The sequence below is a fragment of the bacterium genome (assembly GCA_019637795.1).
In the GTDB taxonomy this organism is placed as follows: domain Bacteria; phylum Desulfobacterota; class Binatia; order HRBIN30; family CADEER01; genus JAHBUY01.
Window position 1 is genome coordinate 418,438 of the sequence record JAHBUY010000005.1, and the last position, 17,498, is coordinate 435,935.

At 72.1% G+C, this 17,498-nt stretch carries 17 protein-coding genes; 5 read left to right on the forward strand and 12 right to left on the reverse strand.

From position 1 onward, the window contains the following. Positions 1 to 4: 4 nt before the first annotated feature. The 4 genes from KF840_18850 to KF840_18865 all read right to left on the reverse strand — a co-directional run bounded on the left by KF840_18850 (position 5) and on the right by KF840_18865 (position 3,136). Positions 5 to 1,273 carry a tyrosine-type recombinase/integrase gene (locus KF840_18850; protein MBX3026970.1) on the reverse strand — a complete coding sequence of 423 codons (1,269 nt, stop codon included), beginning with the start codon at positions 1,271 to 1,273 and terminating at the stop codon, positions 5 to 7. A 577-nt stretch (positions 1,274 to 1,850) separates the two neighbouring features. Further along, a complete protein-coding gene (locus KF840_18855; protein ID MBX3026971.1) occupies positions 1,851 to 2,603 on the reverse strand; it encodes a DUF1566 domain-containing protein in 753 nt (250 codons plus the stop codon). A 132-nt stretch (positions 2,604 to 2,735) separates the two neighbouring features. Further along, complete coding sequence (locus KF840_18860) at positions 2,736 to 2,921, reverse strand: type II toxin-antitoxin system HicA family toxin (protein MBX3026972.1); 186 nt, start codon at positions 2,919 to 2,921, stop codon at positions 2,736 to 2,738. Next, the gene (locus KF840_18865; GenBank protein ID MBX3026973.1) at positions 2,918 to 3,136 is read right to left on the reverse strand and encodes a type II toxin-antitoxin system HicB family antitoxin; all 219 of its coding nucleotides are present in this window, start codon (positions 3,134 to 3,136) and stop codon (positions 2,918 to 2,920) included. Before KF840_18865 ends, KF840_18860 begins: the two co-directional genes overlap by 4 nt. Positions 3,137 to 3,438: 302 nt before the next feature. Here KF840_18865 and KF840_18870 point away from each other — a divergent pair, with 302 nt between their 5' ends. Next, the gene (locus tag KF840_18870) at positions 3,439 to 3,924 is read left to right on the forward strand and encodes a PEGA domain-containing protein (GenBank protein MBX3026974.1); all 486 of its coding nucleotides are present in this window, start codon (positions 3,439 to 3,441) and stop codon (positions 3,922 to 3,924) included. Here the strand turns inward: KF840_18870 and KF840_18875 are convergent. Then, on the reverse strand, positions 3,921 to 4,328 hold the full coding sequence (locus KF840_18875) for a hypothetical protein (protein MBX3026975.1): 408 nt from the start codon (positions 4,326 to 4,328) through the stop codon (positions 3,921 to 3,923). The two genes, KF840_18870 and KF840_18875, sit on opposite strands and share 4 nt — an antisense overlap. Before the next feature lie 231 nt (positions 4,329 to 4,559). Between KF840_18875 and KF840_18880 the strand changes: the two genes are divergently transcribed. After that, entirely contained in the window at positions 4,560 to 6,149 is a 1,590-nt protein-coding gene (locus KF840_18880) for a hypothetical protein (GenBank protein ID MBX3026976.1), read from the forward strand. On the opposite strand, the gene KF840_18885 is transcribed toward KF840_18880, so the two are convergent. The 6 genes from KF840_18885 to KF840_18910 form a co-directional block, all read right to left on the reverse strand. Further along, on the reverse strand, positions 6,124 to 7,539 hold the full coding sequence (locus tag KF840_18885; protein ID MBX3026977.1) for a DUF2252 domain-containing protein: 1,416 nt from the start codon (positions 7,537 to 7,539) through the stop codon (positions 6,124 to 6,126). The two genes, KF840_18880 and KF840_18885, sit on opposite strands and share 26 nt — an antisense overlap. A 155-nt stretch (positions 7,540 to 7,694) precedes the next feature. Next, on the reverse strand, positions 7,695 to 8,156 hold the full coding sequence (locus tag KF840_18890) for a hypothetical protein (protein ID MBX3026978.1): 462 nt from the start codon (positions 8,154 to 8,156) through the stop codon (positions 7,695 to 7,697). 115 nt (positions 8,157 to 8,271) lie between these two features. Continuing rightward, positions 8,272 to 10,503 carry a Flp pilus assembly complex ATPase component TadA gene (gene tadA / locus KF840_18895; protein MBX3026979.1) on the reverse strand — a complete coding sequence of 744 codons (2,232 nt, stop codon included), beginning with the start codon at positions 10,501 to 10,503 and terminating at the stop codon, positions 8,272 to 8,274. 210 nt (positions 10,504 to 10,713) lie between these two features. After that, positions 10,714 to 11,445, reverse strand: coding sequence for a dienelactone hydrolase family protein (locus KF840_18900; protein MBX3026980.1), 732 nt, complete (start codon positions 11,443 to 11,445; stop codon positions 10,714 to 10,716). 57 nt (positions 11,446 to 11,502) lie between these two features. Continuing rightward, on the reverse strand, positions 11,503 to 12,603 hold the full coding sequence (locus KF840_18905; protein ID MBX3026981.1) for an FAD-dependent oxidoreductase: 1,101 nt from the start codon (positions 12,601 to 12,603) through the stop codon (positions 11,503 to 11,505). 383 nt (positions 12,604 to 12,986) lie between these two features. After that, positions 12,987 to 13,334 (reverse strand): hypothetical protein, encoded by a 348-nt coding sequence (locus KF840_18910; protein ID MBX3026982.1) that lies wholly within the window; start codon positions 13,332 to 13,334, stop codon positions 12,987 to 12,989. A gap of 102 nt (positions 13,335 to 13,436) precedes the next feature. Between KF840_18910 and KF840_18915 the strand changes: the two genes are divergently transcribed. The 3 genes from KF840_18915 (at position 13,437) to KF840_18925 (ending at position 16,112) form a co-directional block, all read left to right on the forward strand. Next, positions 13,437 to 14,336, forward strand: a complete 900-nt coding sequence (locus KF840_18915) for an MBL fold metallo-hydrolase (GenBank protein ID MBX3026983.1) — start codon at positions 13,437 to 13,439, stop codon at positions 14,334 to 14,336. A 79-nt stretch (positions 14,337 to 14,415) separates the two neighbouring features. Next, positions 14,416 to 15,705: an FAD-dependent oxidoreductase gene (locus KF840_18920; GenBank protein MBX3026984.1), complete on the forward strand. Its 1,290-nt coding sequence runs from the start codon at positions 14,416 to 14,418 to the stop codon at positions 15,703 to 15,705. Between the two features lie 2 nt (positions 15,706 to 15,707). Beyond that, the gene (locus tag KF840_18925) at positions 15,708 to 16,112 is read left to right on the forward strand and encodes a DUF4079 family protein (GenBank protein MBX3026985.1); all 405 of its coding nucleotides are present in this window, start codon (positions 15,708 to 15,710) and stop codon (positions 16,110 to 16,112) included. Positions 16,113 to 16,142: 30 nt separating this feature from the next. Here KF840_18925 and KF840_18930 read toward each other — a convergent pair whose 3' ends face one another. Next, positions 16,143 to 17,294, reverse strand: coding sequence for an acyl-CoA dehydrogenase family protein (locus KF840_18930; GenBank protein ID MBX3026986.1), 1,152 nt, complete (start codon positions 17,292 to 17,294; stop codon positions 16,143 to 16,145). Positions 17,295 to 17,498 lie beyond the last annotated feature (204 nt).

Genomic DNA, 17,498 nt, shown 5'->3' on the forward strand with positions numbered 1-17,498 from the left:
GATGCTAGCGCCCCCGCGCCCGCTGGCGCAACGGCATTCCGCCCCGGCGGCGGCGCAGCGGGACCACACTGCCCGCCGCGTCCGCCGGCGGCTGCATCAGCCGGACGATGCGGGCGCCGACGCGCTCGGCCGCCTCGCGCAGCGGGTCGGCCGCCAGGTGCGCGTAGCGCGCCGTCGTCGCCGGCTGCGTGTGCCCGAGCAGCGCGCCGATGATGGGCAGGCTCGAGCCCTCGGCGGCCGCGACCGACGCGAACGAATGCCGCAGGTCGTGCAAGCGCACGTCAGGCAGCTTGGCGCCCGTGCGGATGCGCTGCCAGGCGTGCGGCAGTCCGACCAGGGGCCTCCCCTTCGCCCGGCCGCGGAGCACCCACGGAGAGTCATCGGCGCGCCCCTCGGCGAGTGCCTGCAGCACCTGCAGTGCGGGCGCGTTCAGGTGCACGGCCTTGGCGCCGGTTTTCGAGTCGGGCAGGTTCAGGCACTGGTGCTCCCAGTCGACGTGCGCCCACTGGAGCCCGAGCACCTCGCCGCGGCGGGCGCCGGTGAACAGCAGCAGGCGCAGCGCCGGCACCACCGATGGATGCTCGACGTTCTCGCGCTCGGCTTTGGCCAGCGCCTTGCCCAGCTCGACCAGCTCGGCCGGCGCCAGGAAGCGTTGCCGGCGCTTCTCCCTGAAGCGCTCGACGTGCCGACAGGGGTTCGAGCCGTCCGGGCGAGCGCCCCACTTCTCGGCCAGGTTCATCATCTTCGAGAGCAGCGCCAGCATCCGGTTCGCCGCGTACGGCGTCTTGCGCATCGCCTGGTGCAGCTTGGTCACGTCCTCGCGCGTGATGTCGGCGAGCTTGCGACTCCCGAGCGCCGGCAGGATGTGCAGCTTCAAGAGCAGCCGATCATTCACGACTGACGCGGCTTTCTTGTGCGCCTCGGCATGGTGGCTGAGATAGCGCTTGGCGAAGGCGTCGAGCGAGTCGGCCTGGCGCTGGCGCTGGCGCTCGGTTGCCGGGTCGCCGCCCTCGGCGACGCGCGCGCGCAGCCGGCGCGCCTCGGCGCGAGCGCCCTCGGCCGTCAGCACGCCGTGTTTCCCGATAGTCACCCGGCGGCTGGTGCCGCTCCCGTTGCGGTACTGCAGCACATAGGACTTGCGCCCGTTCGGCTTCACGCGCATCCCGAAGCCGGGCACCTCGTCATCCCACAGCACCACGTCGCCGCCGGCGCGCGGCGCCACGGCGTCGGCGGCGCGCTTGGTCAGGTGCACACGCTTGGACGTGTCGGGCATGGCGGCTCCTCCGGGCAAGAATCAGCGGGTTCTAGCCAACAATCAGCGGGTTAGTGGGTAAGCACTAGGTAAGCAAAAGGCAGCGTTTCGCAGAGTACGCGCACGCACGCATCGCGCCGGCAGATAGCCGCTTTCGCCTTCTGCCACAAGGGCTGGAGCGCGCCGCAGCGGAGCAGAGCGAAGGTGAGCGAAAACGGGCTACCTGAGACTACGAATCAGAAGGTCGCATGTTCGAATCATGCTGGGCGCGCTCTTGGGAGCCCTTGCGGCGCAAGGGCTCCCGTCTTCTTCGCGGGCTCGTGCTCAGCGAGACGCGCCGGGTGAGCACCAGGTAAGCACCCGGCGGCACGTCGCGGACGCCATGCGCCCGCTCGGCCTCGCGGAATCGAGTTGGACGAGAACAGGTACGTCGCTCCGCGCGCGCCGGCCCTGTGCCACGCGTACGCGCATCGGGGGAGGGTGCGATGCCTCTGACCTGCCCCCGGCCGCCGCGCCCGCGTAGCGCGCTCCTCACGGCGCCCACCCCTGGGGCCTGGATCGCTGCGTGACGCCCCTCCTCGGAGCGGTCGACCGCAACCTACTTCAACCGCGGCCCGCGAACCACGCGCACGTACAACCCACCGTACCCGTATTCCCTGGTGCCGCCCTTCTTGTGCGAGGATGCTCCGCCGTAACTGAAGTAGGTGGCCCTCGCCATCGTCGCATCGCGCGGGTAGGTGGTCGCCGACCAGTATTCTCCGCTTTGATTGCAGGAGCAGGCTTCGCTGGTGATGTCCGTACACGACGGCCCGCACCCTGCTGCGTCGAATGCCGAGAAGATATTTCCGCCCCGGCCCTCGTGGCGGCGATGACGGATCTTGCGGAGCTCCTTCCGTGTGGGCAATCGCCAATCCGCATGGCCCGCGAAGCTCATCGCGTTCCGTGCCGCCGCGACGGCCCACGCGGTCTTGGGAACCTCGCTGGCCAGAATGCTGTCGGCGACGCACGGCCCCTCGGCCTCGGCGCATTCATCGCACCCCACCGCTGCCCCCTCCCGCTCGGCCGCACACAGAGCCGCCGCCTCGGACGTTGGTTGGCAGAGCTTCGCCGGGTTCCCCTCGCACAAGCCGGACCAAGGATAGGCGTTATCCGCGTGCGCCAGGTCCGAGTAGTCGCCCGCGAACCCTTCTCGTCTGATCTTCTTCTCCCATTGCAGCCCGTACCGCGTGTCCGTGATGGTGCCGTCATGGTTGTCCACGAATCGCGCGGGGCCCGCCATCGCGATCGTCGGAAGGAACATGATCACCGCTAGCGATGCCGCGATCGCGACCCCACGTCTGCCGTATTTCACAGCCGTCCCCCCTTGGACGGAGCGTCTACTGCATGACCATCAGTCTTCTCAATCGATAAGAGACATGGTCGTCCCTCGGCCGGGTGTTGCGGTCCACGCCCCTCGGCGCGCGCGGCGCCGCCGCGGATGGCACTACGGGCGCGGCACGCCCAGCGCGTCGCAGATGCGGCGTGCGAGTCCCTCTTTGATGTCGCGATGCCGCGGGACCGTCGATTGCCGGCCGCTGGCAGCGTGGCGGTACACGGTATGGGCGCCGCCTTCGCGCACGAATGCGCAGCCGTGCGCTTCGAGGTGGCGAATCAGGTCGACCCGTTTCACTCGCCGAGATGCAGCGGCTCGCGGATCACCGGCCGGCCGGCAATCTCGCGTTCGGCGGCTTCGCGGTTCGTTTCCAGCAGCAGGGCGACCGCGTCGAGCAGGTTGGCGCGTGCCTCTTCGAGCGTCTCGCCCTGCGTGTTGGCGCCGGGTAGCTCTTCCACGTATGCGATGAACCCGCCTTCCTCCGCGGGCTCGAATACGGCGGTGAGCGTCATCGCGGGCGAGCCTAGCAGGGCCATCGCCGGCGCGGCAACACACGACCGCATGCGGCAGCAGGTGCCGAGGGATCCAGCGTGCGCGTGACCTCTTCGCGCGGCCGGCCGCATCCCGAATCCTGGGGCAACAGGCGTAACGGGTAACAGGTGGGCGTGCGACGCGGCACTCATGGATCTATTCGTCGTGGGCATGGTCGTGCTCCTCGTCTGCGCGGTGGGCACCGCGACCGTCGGCTAACGACGCCGGTTGCATTTCGTCGCGGTGTTCCGTAATCGCGGACCGATTTTTCAGGGGGGAATATATGCGCCATGCAGCAGTCGCGACTGCGTGTGCTGTCATCACCGCCGCCGGGTGCGGGACGCAGACGCTGAGCCTCAAAACCTATCCGCCGGGAGCAAAGGCAACGATCAACGGTAAGTTCGTCGGCATCACGCCGGTGGACTACCAGCTGCCGGAAGACAGCGGTGCGAAGCAGTACACCTACAAAGTCGAGAAAGAGAACTATGAAGCGGCCGATGGCGTGTTCACCCGACGCGTCGCGCCGGGACGCATCGTGGGTGCCGTCTTCACCGCTGGTATCCTGCTCATTTTTCGCAGTGTGACGTACTTCCCGCCTGCGGAAGTCGAGTTGCAGCCGGTTACCTCCCTGGCGAATAAGGCGCCGGCCGTTGCGCAGGGCTCCGTCGAAGAGCGGCTCAAGAAAATCGAGAGTCTGCACGACAAGGGGCTTCTGTCGGATCAGGAATACAAGCGACTGCGGAGCGACGTCCTCGACGAGCTGCACTAGCTATCATGGTGCCCACCGTCGGCGCCGGCGTTCGCGTCGAGCGCCGCGGCGGCAGCGAGCAGCCTGGCGACTGCTTCTTCAATCCTCATTCCCAACGTCACCACCTCCACCTCAACCGGAGGGCGGACGCCCGGCCTGCCCGCAGGGGGCCGGATGATTACGCGCTCGGCGGGGTACCGCCTCCCAAGGTCGGCGGCTTCGCGCTGGCGCTGCTTGCGGCGCTCGAGCCGCTCCTGCGCACGCCGGATGCCGCTGCCCGGGCCTTCGGCCTCCAGCTGCGGCCCGCTGGGCTTCTCGGCGGCGGTGAGCGCGCCGACATCATCCATCTCAGCGCTGTGCATCTGCGCGTAGACCTGGCGAATCGTCTCCGCGTCGGCGGCTATGGCGTCGAGCACCTCGACCACCTCCGCCTGGTCCGCGGGCAGCGGCGCCGCCTGGGTAACTCCAGCACCGACGCGGCGCGCGGCGAGGACGTAGCGTGCCGCTTTCAGTCTCAGCGCCTCTGGTCCAAAAGGCGCGGCACGCCGCAGGGGGCGCGGGGGGCGGCGACGGCGCGGGCCGCTGATGAGGAGCGGCGTGGCGGGCGCGGTTGACGCGACCGCGGCGGCGGGGCCAGAAATGCCGCGGCGAGTCCGATGACGGAGACCACGGTCCAAGCGGCGCCTCCGCGGCCGCGCATCGCGTCCCGCCGGGGTCGTCGGGCATGGTTCGCTGGCGCCGCCCTGCTGCTCGTCGCCTTCTCGCTCGTCCGCTACGGCGACAGCGTCCGCGGCTTCTTCTTCCTCGACGACTTCTGGCTCGTGCGCGATGCCGCCGCCACGCCGTGGTCGGCATCCGGGATCGCGACCCTCTTCCAGCTCAACCCGCGGGCGGGCTTCTACCTCTATCGGCCGTTGACGCAGGCGGCGTACTTCTTCCTCCTGCACGGCCTCTTCGCCACCGACGCGAGCGGCTACCATCTCGTGCAGCTCGCCGCCTTCGCCGCCAGCACCGTGCTGGCGCTGGCCATCGCGACGCGCCTCGCGGGATCGCTGCTGCTGGGCTTCTGCATCGCCCTCCTCTACGCGGCGGCACCGGGCCATGCCGTGGCGGTGTTCTGGGTGGCGGCCTTCACCATGGTCGGCAGCGCGCTGGCGGTCTTCGCGATGGTGCTGTGCTGGCAGGTCAGCCGGTGGCCCAGGCGCGCCATCGCGGCGACGCTGCTGCAGGGCGTCGCGCTGCTCTGCAGCGAGCACGCGGCGGTCGGCCCGCTCCTGCTCGTCGTCGTCGCGGCCTTCTCGCCGCGGCCGCAGCCCTGGCGGTCCCTCCTGCGCGACGTCTGCGGCCCCGGCTTGGTGGTGGTGGCGTACGCCGCGGTGAAGCTGACGTACTACACGGCCGTCGGCTGGCCGACGTATGGCTACGCCATCGCCATCCACCCGCTGCCGCTGCTGATGAACATCGGCCGGTATGCGTGCGCGAGCCTGAACCTGCTCACCCTGGCCGCGCTCTCGCCGGGCGCCGCGACCCTTCTCGGGGTCGGTCTCTGCGCGACGGCCGTGCTCGCGACCCGGCGGGCGCTGAGCGGACACCCGCGCTGGCGACTGCTCGCCTTCGGCATCGACTTCTTCCTGATCGCCTGCCTGCCGATCGCGCCGCTGGCGCACCACTACTACGACTATCTGGTCGGCATCGCCGCGTTCGGCGCCGCGACCGCGGCCATCGGCGTGCTGCCGCTGATCGCCCCGCTCCCCGCACGCGCCGTGCCGGCGCTGGCGGTGGCGACCGTTCTGCTGGTGCTGGTCGTGGACGCCGCGACGGGCGACCGAGCAGCAAGGGACAACAGCGTGCTGAAGCTGGCGGTCCGCTCGGCCGACGGCAACGCGACGCTGATCGCGAACCTGGCGCGCGTGCGATCGGCTCTCGGACCGGAGGGGGTGGTCTTCGTGTCGCGCAACGACCAGACGATCTACGTCGTCGAGCTGGGCGACGCGGGTCGCGTCTTCTTCGATCCCCCGCTCACGGTGCTGCTCTCACCGCCGGCGGCGTCGCGCATCGATGCGCAGCACTTCCTCTTGTCGCGTCCCGACGTGCCGCTCGCCGACGACGAGGCGTCGGTGTGGCAACAGCCGCGCTTCGACTGGATCCGCCGCTGGGTGCCGCTCGCCAACGAATGGTACCGGGGGCGGGGCGACCAGGATGCGACGTCCGACGGCCGCCCTATTCCTCCTCGATCACCGCCTTGAGGCGGCCGGCGCGTACGGCGGCGACCAGGGCGGCGTGATCCCGTTCCGTTTGATCGGCGTAGGCGAGGGCCAGGTCGCCGATCGCCTCGTCGAACGCGTCGGACTTGCCGAGATAGCCGCTGATCAGCGCCGCGTCGCCGGATTTGGCGTGGGCGCGCGCCAGCGTGCGGCCGCACAGCTCGGCGTACAGGTGCATCTGGGTCGCGGTCGCCCCCTCGACCGGCGCCGAGAGCTTCATGTCGCGCAACTGGCGGGCGTAGAAGGAGCGACCGCCGCGGCCGTGCGTCCAGCCGAGGAAGATGTCGCTGGCCGACTGCATGAGGCGCTGGCCGGTGACGACGCGCTGGCCGTGGTTCTCGTACGCGCTCTTTCCGGCGTACCGCTCGAGCACCGAGGCGCCCGCCTCCTTGAACTGCAGCAGCAAGGGGTGGTTCTCGGCGGAGAAGAACAGGCCCACGAAGCAGCGCGTGCCGACGCTGCCGATCCCCACCGCCTTGATCGCCAGATCCTCGAGGCGGTAGCGGTCGAACAACACCCGGCGCTCCTCCGGCAGGCTGGCCCGATAGGCGGTCATCGCCTCGTGCACGATCTCGTGCAGGCGCCCTTCCTCGAAGACGTGAAACAGCACCGGCGGCTGGTCGATCAGCCGCCGCCGACCGCCGACCTCGCCACTGATCTTGGGGTAGAGATAGTCGCCGAGCCGCTCCTGCGCCTGCGCCACGAGTTGGGCGCGCGCCTTGCGGATCCTCGCGTTCGGCGCCATGGCGATGATCTGCTCGGCATCGAGATGGTCGTACCAGACGTCCAGCGGGCTCATCTCGGAACATTCGCGCAGGCGGACGCGATAGGCGCGCACGCACTCGGCGGCGGCCGACCTGGCCTGCGCGTCGCTCAGGCGGTTGGCGCGCGCCGCCACCGCGAAGCTGATCGCCAGGCGCTTCACGTCCCATTCCCAGGGCGCCGGCAGCGTCTCGTCGAAGTCGTTGATGTCGAAGATCAGGTTGCGCTCCGGCGTCGCGAACAGCCCGAAATTGAGCAGATGGCAGTCGCCACAGGCCTGGACGCGGACGCCGGTGCTCGGCATGGCGGCGAGGTCGTGCGCCATCAGTCCGGCGGAACCGCGCAGGAACGTGAACGGCGTGCGCAGCATGCGCCCGTAGCGGATGGGCACCAACTCGGCGAGGCGGTCGCGGTTCGATGCCTCGAGGATCGCGATCGGATCGCGGCGCTTCGGCGGCCGCTTCCATTCGCCGTGACTGCGCCGCCGGACGCGATCGCGCAGCGCGGCGCCGTCCGTCAACCGTTGCTCGCGCGACCGCATCAGCGCTTGGAACCGGCCCGCCTCGGCGGGGAGATCGTCGTGTTTCCGCCCTGTCTTCCTGTTCACCATCGTGCCACCCGCACCCCGGCGTGCCATCCCAACCGAGATCGCCTCCTTTCCGGCACCGATAGCAGTGCCGGACGCGGTTGCTCAGGGGCGCCCGTGGCGCGGGACGGGGCAGCCAGCGGCAGCGGTTGGCTTTCGCGCTCGGCGCCGCCGCCGGGTCAGTCGCGGGCCGGCGCGGTCGGACAACTCAAGGTGACTGCGCCGCCCGGCTGCAACTCGTAGATGTAGGGATCGCCGCTGACCGGATCGACCGGCGGCACCGTCAGCTCGGCTGGAGAGAGCGCCGCCAGGCTGCTGGGCGGAGCGCCGGTGCGCGCGACGTGCGCGGCCACGGCCTGCATGATGATCGCGGCCCGGGCGGCGCAGGCATTGTCGGCAATGCTCGGCGGCACCAACACGGGCACCGGCGCGACGTCGCGCTCGCCACCCCCAAAGCTCAACAACGCAGCGGCCGCGACCGCCACCGCGGCCAGCAGGACGAGCGCCCACGGCCCCACGCGGCGGCGGCGCGGCGGGGTCTCGTCGATGGCGATGGCGACGGGCGGCAGCCGCTCGATCTCGGCGGCCAGCGCCCGAAAGGGATCGGAGGTCGCGAGCGGCATGGCGCCGCCGGCCGGCATCACTTCCGCGTCCGCTCGCCACGGCGCCGCGCGCCGACGCGCGGCGGGATCGAGAAAGCCTCCATCGGCGGAGCCCTGGGGCCGTTCCGACACCGGCGGCATCGTCGGCCAGCCGTCACGCCGGCTCCGCTCGCCGGACGTCGTCCGCGGCGTGCTTGGTCAACCACAGGCGGTTGGTGTCGCCGGCGCGTTCGTAGCTCACGGCATCGACCGCGGAGCGGATGACGAACGCGCGCACCTCGGGACCGATGTCGCTCGACAGCAGGTCGACGTCGGGCATGCGGGCGCCCGGTCCGGGCCACGCCCACGGCGCGCCGCGGTCCCAGACGCAGACCCGGCAGTGCTGCCGCGACACCTCGACCTCGAGGTGGACCTCGCCGCTGGCGTCGCTGTCGGCGGCGAGGGCGCAGCTCTCGGCGATGGCCAGCTCGAGATCCTGCGCCGCCAGGTCGTCGAGACCGCCGGCGCTGCTCAGCGCCCGCACCGCGGTCGCGAGCAGGGCGCCGCCGCCGATGGCCTTGCCGGCCTGGATGCTGATGACGCGGTCGTCCGGCGGCGCGGCCGCCGGCGCCGGCGCGGCGACCGTGACGGCTGCCGCCGCGGCGGCGGCCGGCGTCGTGTCGCACGCCGCACAGGCGCCGCTGCGCTCGTCGAGCTCGGCGCCGCACTCGCGGCAGCGGGCGATCTCGTCCGCCTTGATCACCGCCGCCACTTCCTCCGGCGTGGCCAGACCGAGGCGGATCTTGTCGAGCGCCACCTGCATCAACGTGCGCGAGCCCTGCCGGCGCAGGAGATCGCGCAGCGCCGTCTCGCTGCCGCCGTCCTCGATCACCCGTCGGACGTCGTTGGTGGTGCGCAGCAGCTCGTAGACGCCAATGCGCCCCAAATAGCCGGTCTGGCGGCATTTGACGCATCCCCGTCCGCGGCGCACCGCGCCCGGCTCGAGCGCGGCGGCGAAGCGGAGCGACGCATAGGTCTCGGCGGGCGCCGGCTCGGCGCAGGCGGGGCAGACCCGCCTGACCAGCCGCTGCGCGATCACCAGCAACAGCGTCGACGCGATCAGCTCCGACTCGATGCCGAGCTTCTGCAGTCGGGTGATGGCGCCGATCGAATCGTTGGTGTGCAGCGTCGACAGCACCAGGTGTCCGGTCTGCGCCGCCTGGATGGCGATCTCCGCCGTCTCGCGATCGCGGATCTCGCCGATGAGGATGACGTCGGGGTCCTGGCGCAGGATGGAGCGGAGCGCGGCCGCGAAGGTCATGCCCTGGCGCTCGCGCACTTCGGTCTGGTTGATCCCCGGCAGGCGGTACTCGATCGGGTTCTCGACCGTGACGATGTTCAGCGCCGGCGTCTGGATGGCGCGCAGCATGGCGTAGAGCGTCGTCGACTTGCCGCTGCCGGTCGGTCCGGTGGTGAGGATCAGGCCCTCGGAATGACGCAGCACCTCCTGCAGGGTCGCCAGCTCCGCCGCTTCGAGACCGAGCTCGTCCAGCGTCACCAGGGCGCGGCGCGCGTCGAGCAGCCGGATCACGACCTTCTCGCCGTACTGCGTCGGCAACGTCGACACCCGGCAGTCGATCGCCCGACCGGCGACCGTCATCGTCAGTCCGCCGTCCTGCGGCACGCGGCGTTCGGTGATGTCGAGCCGCGCCATCACCTTGAGACGCGCCGTCAGCGGGCCGCGGACGGCGGCGGAGACGCGCGACACCTCCTCCAGGGCGCCATCGATGCGGTAGCGGATCGTCAGCCCATCGGCCGTCGGTTCGAGATGGATGTCGCTGGCGCGCTGTGTCACTGCCCGCTCGATGAGCAATGCCGCCATCTTGACGATCGGACTCTGCGAGTCCTCGCGGCGCTTGACCGCGACCGTCGCCTCCGCGCCGTCGGCCGGCGCGGGCGACGAGAACGCGGCCCGCAGGTCGCTCAACGCCACCGCCGCCGGCTCGATGCGCACGTTGTAGGCGAAGCGCAGTTGGCGGATCAGCTCGTGGTCGAACGGGTTGGTCATCGCCAGCAGCATGTGGGTGTCGTCGAGGCCGACGACGGCGGCGAGGTGGCCGGTGAGGATCGCGTCGTCGGTCAGCGACGCCACGTCGGCGCTGCTGCTGGGATCGACCCGCGGCAGGTGCAGCTCGCGCTGCAGCAGGGTGACCAGCGCGGTCTCGTCGACGAAGCCGTCGTCACACAACGCCTCGACCAGGTGCTGGTTGCGGTCGCACGCGCTGCGCTCGGCGGCGGCGGCGGTGTCGGCATCGACGAGGCCGTGCTTGAAGAGGAATCGGAGCAGCGCCGTGTCCGCCGCCGACAGGGAATGGAGCGGCGTCGCCGCGGAGAGGGAGCCAGTCATCTGACCGAGCGATGCAGCAGGGGACGTGCCATGTTGCCGCGCAGCGCGGCCGGCGCGCCCGGCGTCACGCCGCGCCGACGCCGGCGGTGACGCACCAGCCTCGAACCGGACGAAGCGCCGGAAAGCGACAGTTTCGTGGCGATGGCGGTGGTGGCCCGGCCGCTCCGCTCCCAGGTGCCGCGGCACGCCTGGGCGCCGGGGACGATGGATCTAGCCGAGGTGAGCGCGCAGGAAGCGCACGGCGCGCGGGAAGGCGTCGGCGGCGGCCTCCGGACGGTAGGCGTCGGGGCGCGCATCATTGAAGAAAGCGTGACCGGCCCCGGGGTAGACGCGCAGGTCGAACAACTTGCCGGCGCGGGTGAGAATCGCGCGCAGCTCCTCGACGTCGGCCTGCGGGATGAGACCGTCCTCGGCGCCGAACAGGCCGAGGTACGGACAGCCGAGTTGCGGCGCCATCTCGAGCGGGCTGAGCGGCTTGCGCTCGGTGTGCTCGGCGTAGCGCAGCATGCCGTACCAGCTCACGCAGGCGCGCAGGCGCGGCACGCGGCAGGCGGCCATCAGCGCGTACTGACCGCCGAGGCAGAAGCCGGTGATGCCGACCGCATCGGCGCGCACCTCGCGGCGCGCCGCCAGCGCGTCCGCCGCCCCGGCCAGGTCGGCGAGCACGCGCTGATCGGGCAGCGCCGCGATCCAGGCGAACACCGCCGGCATGTCGGCGAGCGTCGGCGCGCCCTCCCGGCTGTACAGATCGATCACGGCGGTGAAGAACCCCTCCGCCGCGAAGCGCGCCGCGACGTCGAGGTAGTGATCCGACACGCCGCGCACGTCCGGAATGAGGATCAGCCCCGGGAAGGGCCCCTCCCCGGCGGGCCGGATCGCCGTCAGGTGCACGGCATCGCCATCGCGCTCGAAGGTGATCGGGATGGGGCTGCGTTCGCTCATGCGCCGCCGCTTACCCGGTCCGGGCGGCGCCGACAACCGCGGCCGTCGCGGCCGGGCTCAGCGCGAGCAGAACGGCTGCAGGTCGATGCTGGTCGCGCCCTCGAGCAGCAGCTCGGCGATGAGGCGGGCGGTGATCGGCGCCAGCAGCACGCCGGTGCGGTGGTGGCCGCAGGCGAGCGTGACGTTGTCCCAGCCGCGCAGCGGGCCGAGCAGCGGCCGGCCGAGGCGGGAGAGCGGGCGCAGGCCCGACCAGACGCGAGTCACCGGCGCGTCGGCGAGCTCCGGCACCATGCGCACGGCGCGGCCGAGCAGCAGCGCCGCGCCCGCCGCGGTCACCATCTTGGCGCGCGCCCGCGGCGCGCTGGTGCTGCCGATCAGCACCTCGCCGCTCGGCCGCGGCACCAGGCAGGCGTCGCCCCAGAACATCGGCAGCGCCAGCGGCGCCCGCGGCCGGACGGCCAGCATCTCGCCGCGGTCGGCGCAGACCGGAATCGGCGCCCGCAGCAGCGAGCCCACGGCGCCGGACCAGGCGCCGGCGGCGATCACCACCCGGCCGACGGGCAGCAGGTCGTCGCCGACGGCCAGCGCTTCCACCCGGCGGCGGCGCGCGACGATGCGGCGCAGCGGCGTGCCGAGGCGGAACTCGACGCCGCGGCGCGCCGCCGCGACGTGCAGCGCCTCCACCAGTCGCCCGGCGTTGAGCGATGCGTCGTCCGCGAAGCGCGCCGCCGCCCGCACCGCGGGGTTGATCTCGGGATGGCGGGCGCGCACCGCGTCGCCGTCCAACAGCTCGACCGCGAAACCGCGCTCGCGCTGACGGGTCGCGAAGCGGTCGAGCCGCTCGGCCTCGCGACTGGAGAAGGCGAGGTCGAGGACGCCGTTGGCGGCGTACTCGACCTCGATCCCGGTCTCCGCGGCGAGCGCGGCGGCGAACGGCGCCGCCAGCGCCGCGCTGGCGCGCTTGAGGTCGGCGAGCGCGCCGCGCCGGGCCCGACTGCTGGCCACCGCCAGCATGCCGGCGGCGGCACCGGAGGCCTCGCCGCCCGGCTCGCCGCGGTCGATGACGACGATGCGCCCGGCGCCGCGACCCGCCAGCTCGCGGGCGATGGCGCAGCCGATCACGCCGGCGCCGATGATCGCGATGTCCGCCGCCGCCATGCGCTCCCCTTAGCGAGCGGACGCGGCGCGGCCAACCGACCGGCGCCAGACCAGGCAGTCCGTTGAAGAAGCGGGCCGCGCAGCGAGGGCGAGGGATCAACCTCGATGGGAGAAAACACCTTCACCACGATGGGAGAAAACACCTTCACCACGGAGGCACGGAGACACGGAGGGTGCAGCGTCGCAATGGCGGGTGGATGCGATCCCTATGGCCATTGCTGATGGCGTTGGGGATCTCGCCCCGAACCCCCTCTTGTCCGCGTTACTCCGTGTCTCCGTGCCTCCGTGGTGAAATGCTTTGGTCGGTTGTGTCGAGGATTCGGCAGCGAACCGCCGGCGCGCAAGACCCGGCCGCAGTAGCCGACCGGTCTTTCAACGGGCTGCTACGGCTTGGTCACCTGGAGGCTGTAGCGATACTCGCCGAACGCCAGCGATTCCTGGCCGGTGAACATCTCCGGCTGCAGGAAGCCCTGCCCGTCGGTGAGGCCGAAGACGTCGTTGGCGGCGACCCGGTCGCCCATCGTCAGGTGGCCGGTGAGCCCGCCGGTGCCGGCGTTGAGGAGCGTCACCACGAAACGCACCGGCGCGTAGACGACGTTGCCGACGGCGGCCAGGGCCGCGGCGCCGGGGTGGCGGGGCCGATCCTGCTGCGGATCGAGATCATGCGCCGACGCGCGGACCGCGCACAGCATGGCACTTGCGGCGAGAACGACGATGAGGCGACGGCGCATGACGGCGGTTCTCCTTCCGCCGCGCAGGATAGCCGGCGCGCGTCGCCTGTCAGCACGAAATTTGACCCGCGACCGCCCGGCTGGCAGTGACGGGAGGTTCCGATGCGAGCGACCGACCGCACCTTCGGCCGGGTCACCGTCCTGGTGGGCGAGAAGACCGGCAAGTACCCCGACGGCAATTCGCTGTGGATCCGCGGCCGCGACGCGGTGGCGGTCGTCGATCCCTCGCTGAGCGTCGCCCGCCGGGCCGGCGAGCTGGGCGCGGTCGACCTCGTCATCCAGAGCCACGTGCACGAGGATCACGTCGCCGGCCTCTTCCGCTTCCCGACGGCGCGCGTCGTCGCGCACCGCGCCGACCTGCCCGGCCTGCACCACCTCGACGGCCTGCTGGCCATCTACGGCTACGCCGACGCCCGCCTGCTGGCGACGCTGCGCACCTGGGTGGTGGAGGAATTCCACTACGCGGCGCGGCCGGACGCCAGCGCGTACGAGGACGGCGCGGTCTTCGACCTCGGCGGCACGGCGGTGCGCGCCATCCACCTGCCCGGCCACACCCGTGGCCACTCGGCCCTGCTCGTCGAGCCCGAGGGCGTGCTGTTCCTCGGCGACATCGACCTCAGCAGCTTCGGGCCGTACTACGGCGACGCCTGGTCCGACCTCGAGGATTTCGAGCGCTCGCTGGCGCGGGTGCGCGAGATCGAGGCCCGCGTCTGGGTGTCGTTCCACCACGCCGGCGTCATCGAGGACCGCGCCACCTTCCTCGCCAAGCTCGACCGCTTCGCCGCCCGCATCGGCGAACGCGAGGCCGCGCTGCTCGACCATCTCGCCGCGCCGCGCACCCTCGAGGAGCTGGTGCGCCACCGCTTCCTCTACCCGCCGCACGCCCAGTTGAGCTATGCCGACGCCGCGGAGCGCCGCACCATCGCGCAGCACCTCGCCCGCCTGGAGCGCGCCCGACGCGTCGAACGGATTGCCGAGCACACATGGCGACGGATCTCCTGAGCACCCACCCGCAAAGGGGCATCGAGGCGCGCAGCGATGCGGCGCCTGCGGGCGCCCCGGCGCCCCGGCGCGCGGCGTGATGTCGCGAACCTGCGTCATCGTCGGCGCCGGGCCGGCGGGGTTGGCGGCGGCGCACCGCCTGGCCGCCGCCGGCGTCAAGGTGACCGTGCTCGAGGCGTCGAACGCGATCGGCGGCCGCACGCGCAGCGAGCGGGTCGGCGAGTTCACCGTCAACACCGGCGCCAGCTTCCTCACCACCTTCTACGACGCCACCCTGGCGCTGCTGCGGACGCTGGGCATCGGCAGCGAGGCGCCGGCGACCCAACTCGGCTCGATGGCCACCCCGTTCGGCAAGATCGAGATGGAGCTGAACGCGCCGCGCCGCATCCTGCGCTTCCCGCTGATCAGTCTCGGCGGCAAGCTGCGCACCGCCGCGATGTTCGCCGGCGCGGCGCTGCGCCGGCGCGTGCACGTGGCGCGGCCGACCCGCCTCGCCTGGCTCGATCGCGGCGAGACCCTCGAGCAGTGGGGCCGGCGCACGGTCGGCGACACGGCGTACCAGTACCTGCTGCGCACCGGCGTCGAGCCCTTCTTCTACATCGGCGCCGAGGAGCAGTCGGCGGCGCTCGGCAAGGCGCTGCTACGCCACGCGCTCGGCTGGCAGCTCCTGGTCGTGCCCGCGGGCATGGGGGCCATCTGCGACGCGCTGGCCGCCGGCATCGAGGTGCGCACCGGCTGCCAGGCCAGCGGCATCGAGCTGCGCGAGCGGTCGGTGGAGGTGTCCCACGCCGGCGGCGTCGTCGAGGCCGACGCCTGCATCCTCGCCGCGCCGGCGTCCGCCATCGCCCGACTCGACGGGCCGCTGGCAGCGGAGGACCGCGCCGATGTCGCCGCGGTGCGCACGATGCCCAACGTGGTCCTCTACTTCGGCTACGAACGCCCGATCACGGTGCAGTATCCGCTGGTCACCCCGGCCGGACCCGGCCGGCACGCGATCGCCCGCGTCCGCACCTGGTCGACGCTCTGCCCCGCCTACGTCCCCGAGGGCAAGGAACTGCTCGCCATCCAGGCGATGGGCTGGCGCAGCGCCGAGCTGCTCGACCGCGACCCCGGCCGCATCGCCGCGGCGCTGCGCGGCGACGCCGAGGAGGTGTTCGGCCGCCTCGCCGACCCCGACTGGGTCCGCCTCTATCCGCGTCCCGAGGGCACGGTGATCACCCAGCCCGGCCACTACCGCCGCATGGCCGCCTTCCTGCGTCGACCGCGCCGCCGGCTGTTCTATGCCGGCGACTGGCTCACCGGCTCGACCATCGAGGGCGCGGTGTGGTCGGGCGTCACCGCCGCCGACGCGCTGCTGAAGAGCGCCTGAGCGTGCCGGCCGTCGCCTACCTGCATCCACTGGCCGGCGCCGCGACGCTGGCGCTGCTGGTGTACGTCGGGTCCCTCGGCCTGACGCTGCGCACCGCGCGCCGCGACCGCGCCGCCCGCGCCGCGCGGCACGCGCGCTGGGCGCGCATCGCCTACCTCGCGGTGCTGTTGAGCTGGCTCGGCGGAGCGCTGTCGGTGCTGCTCGACCGCGACGACCTGACCCTCGCGGCGTCGCTGCACTTCCGCACCGGCACCGCGCTCGCCCTGCTGCTCACCGGCAGCGCGCTCACCGCCCGCGCCATGGCGCGCGGCTCGCGCGCCGCCCGCGACTGGCACCCCTGGCTGGGCGCCGCCGCGGTGCTCCTGGCCGCCGCGCACGCCGCGTCGGGCCTGCGGCTGACGCCGTGATGACGCGGCGCGCCGAGCACGCCGCGCCGCTCACGCCCAGGCCGTCTCGAGATCGCCCTTCCGCAGGCGGCCGGCGATGACGATCTGCTGGATCTCGCTCGAGCCGTCGTAGACGCGGCCGACGCGCAGGTCGCGCCACAGGCGGTCGATCATGTACTCGCCCTTGATGTAGCCGTAGCCGCCGAAGATCTGCATCGCGTCGTCCACGGTCTGCCACGCGCTCTCGGCGGCGAAGTACTTGGCGGTCGAGGATTCGCGGATCGACTGCCCGCCCTGATCGAGGATCCACGCCGAACGATAGACGACCAGGCGCGAGGCCTCGGTGCGCGCGCTCATCTGCGCCAGCCGGAAGGCCAGCGCCTGGTGCTCGATCAGCGGCTTGCCGAAGGTCTTGCGCTGCTCGGCATGCTCGACCGCCAGCTCGAGCGCCTTCTGCGCCGTGCCGACGCAGCGCGCGCTCAGCGTCGTCCGCCCCTCGGACAGACAGCGCTTGGCGTACTCCATGCCCTTGCCCTCCTCGCCGATCAGGGCGTCGGCGGGGATGCGGGCGTCCTCGAACACCACCTCGGAGATCTGCGACCCGCGGTGGCCGGTGGTGTCGAAGATCTGGCCGATCGAGACGCCGGGCGAGTCGGCATCGATGATGAACGCCGAGATGCCGGCCGCGGTGCGGGCGAAGGTCACGAAGTGGTGGGCGCGCGGCGCGTTGGTGATGAAGATCTTGTGGCCGTTGACGCGGTAGCCGTCGCCCGTGCGCTCGGCGCGGGTCTGCAGGCCGGCGGCGTCGGATCCCGACTGCGGCTCGGTCAGCGCGAACGAGCCGATCCACTCCCCGGTCGCCATCTTCGGCAGGTAGCGGCGCTTCTGCTCCTCGCTGGCGAAGCGCACGATGCCGACGCAGCCGATGCCGGTGTGGACGCTGATGAAGCTCGCCAGGCCCCACGGCCCGCGCCCGAGTTGCTCGTGGCAGAGCGTCTTCTGCACCACCGACAGGCCGAGCCCGCCGTACTCCTGCGGGATCGAGAGCCCGAGCAGGCCGACGTCGCGCGCCCCCTCGATCAGCTCGTGCGGCAGGGTGTCGGTGCGCTCGATCTCCTGCCATCCGGCATTGGCCTTCTCCTCGATGAAGTCGCGCACCGACTGCTGCAACAGGCGGTCCTCGGCCGAGATGCTGAAATCCATGGCGTCGCTCCTCAGGGAGCACGGGCCTCCCCGCCCGCGTTCCGAACCGGTTCGTTCTGGCAATCGCCCCGGCCCTTTGCAACACGTCGCGGCGCGCCGCGATGCGCGCCGCGCGCGCGGAGACCGGCGAGGTCGGCGGCGGCGGGCGGACCGCGCGCGCGGCGGCGCTTCGCGACCGCTGGGGGTGGCTGGCGCCGCGGCGCG

Bases quoted from the DNA above. Each gene is read 5' to 3' on its own strand.
- KF840_18865 (MBX3026973.1), bottom strand. From the start codon at position 3,136: ATGACGCTCACCGCCGTATTCGAGCCCGCGGAGGAAGGCGGGTTCATC.
- KF840_18910 (MBX3026982.1), bottom strand. From the start codon at position 13,334: ATGCGCCGTCGCCTCATCGTCGTTCTCGCCGCAAGTGCCATGCTGTGC.
- KF840_18920 (MBX3026984.1), top strand. From the start codon at position 14,416: ATGTCGCGAACCTGCGTCATCGTCGGCGCCGGGCCGGCGGGGTTGGCG.
- tadA (MBX3026979.1), bottom strand. From the start codon at position 10,503: ATGACTGGCTCCCTCTCCGCGGCGACGCCGCTCCATTCCCTGTCGGCG.
- KF840_18930 (MBX3026986.1), bottom strand. From the start codon at position 17,294: ATGGATTTCAGCATCTCGGCCGAGGACCGCCTGTTGCAGCAGTCGGTG.
- KF840_18900 (MBX3026980.1), bottom strand. From the start codon at position 11,445: ATGAGCGAACGCAGCCCCATCCCGATCACCTTCGAGCGCGATGGCGAT.
- KF840_18885 (MBX3026977.1), bottom strand. From the start codon at position 7,539: ATGGTGAACAGGAAGACAGGGCGGAAACACGACGATCTCCCCGCCGAG.
- KF840_18905 (MBX3026981.1), bottom strand. From the start codon at position 12,603: ATGGCGGCGGCGGACATCGCGATCATCGGCGCCGGCGTGATCGGCTGC.
- KF840_18915 (MBX3026983.1), top strand. From the start codon at position 13,437: ATGCGAGCGACCGACCGCACCTTCGGCCGGGTCACCGTCCTGGTGGGC.
- KF840_18850 (MBX3026970.1), bottom strand. From the start codon at position 1,273: ATGCCCGACACGTCCAAGCGTGTGCACCTGACCAAGCGCGCCGCCGAC.
- KF840_18890 (MBX3026978.1), bottom strand. From the start codon at position 8,156: ATGCCGGCCGGCGGCGCCATGCCGCTCGCGACCTCCGATCCCTTTCGG.
- KF840_18870 (MBX3026974.1), top strand. From the start codon at position 3,439: ATGCGCCATGCAGCAGTCGCGACTGCGTGTGCTGTCATCACCGCCGCC.
- KF840_18880 (MBX3026976.1), top strand. From the start codon at position 4,560: ATGACGGAGACCACGGTCCAAGCGGCGCCTCCGCGGCCGCGCATCGCG.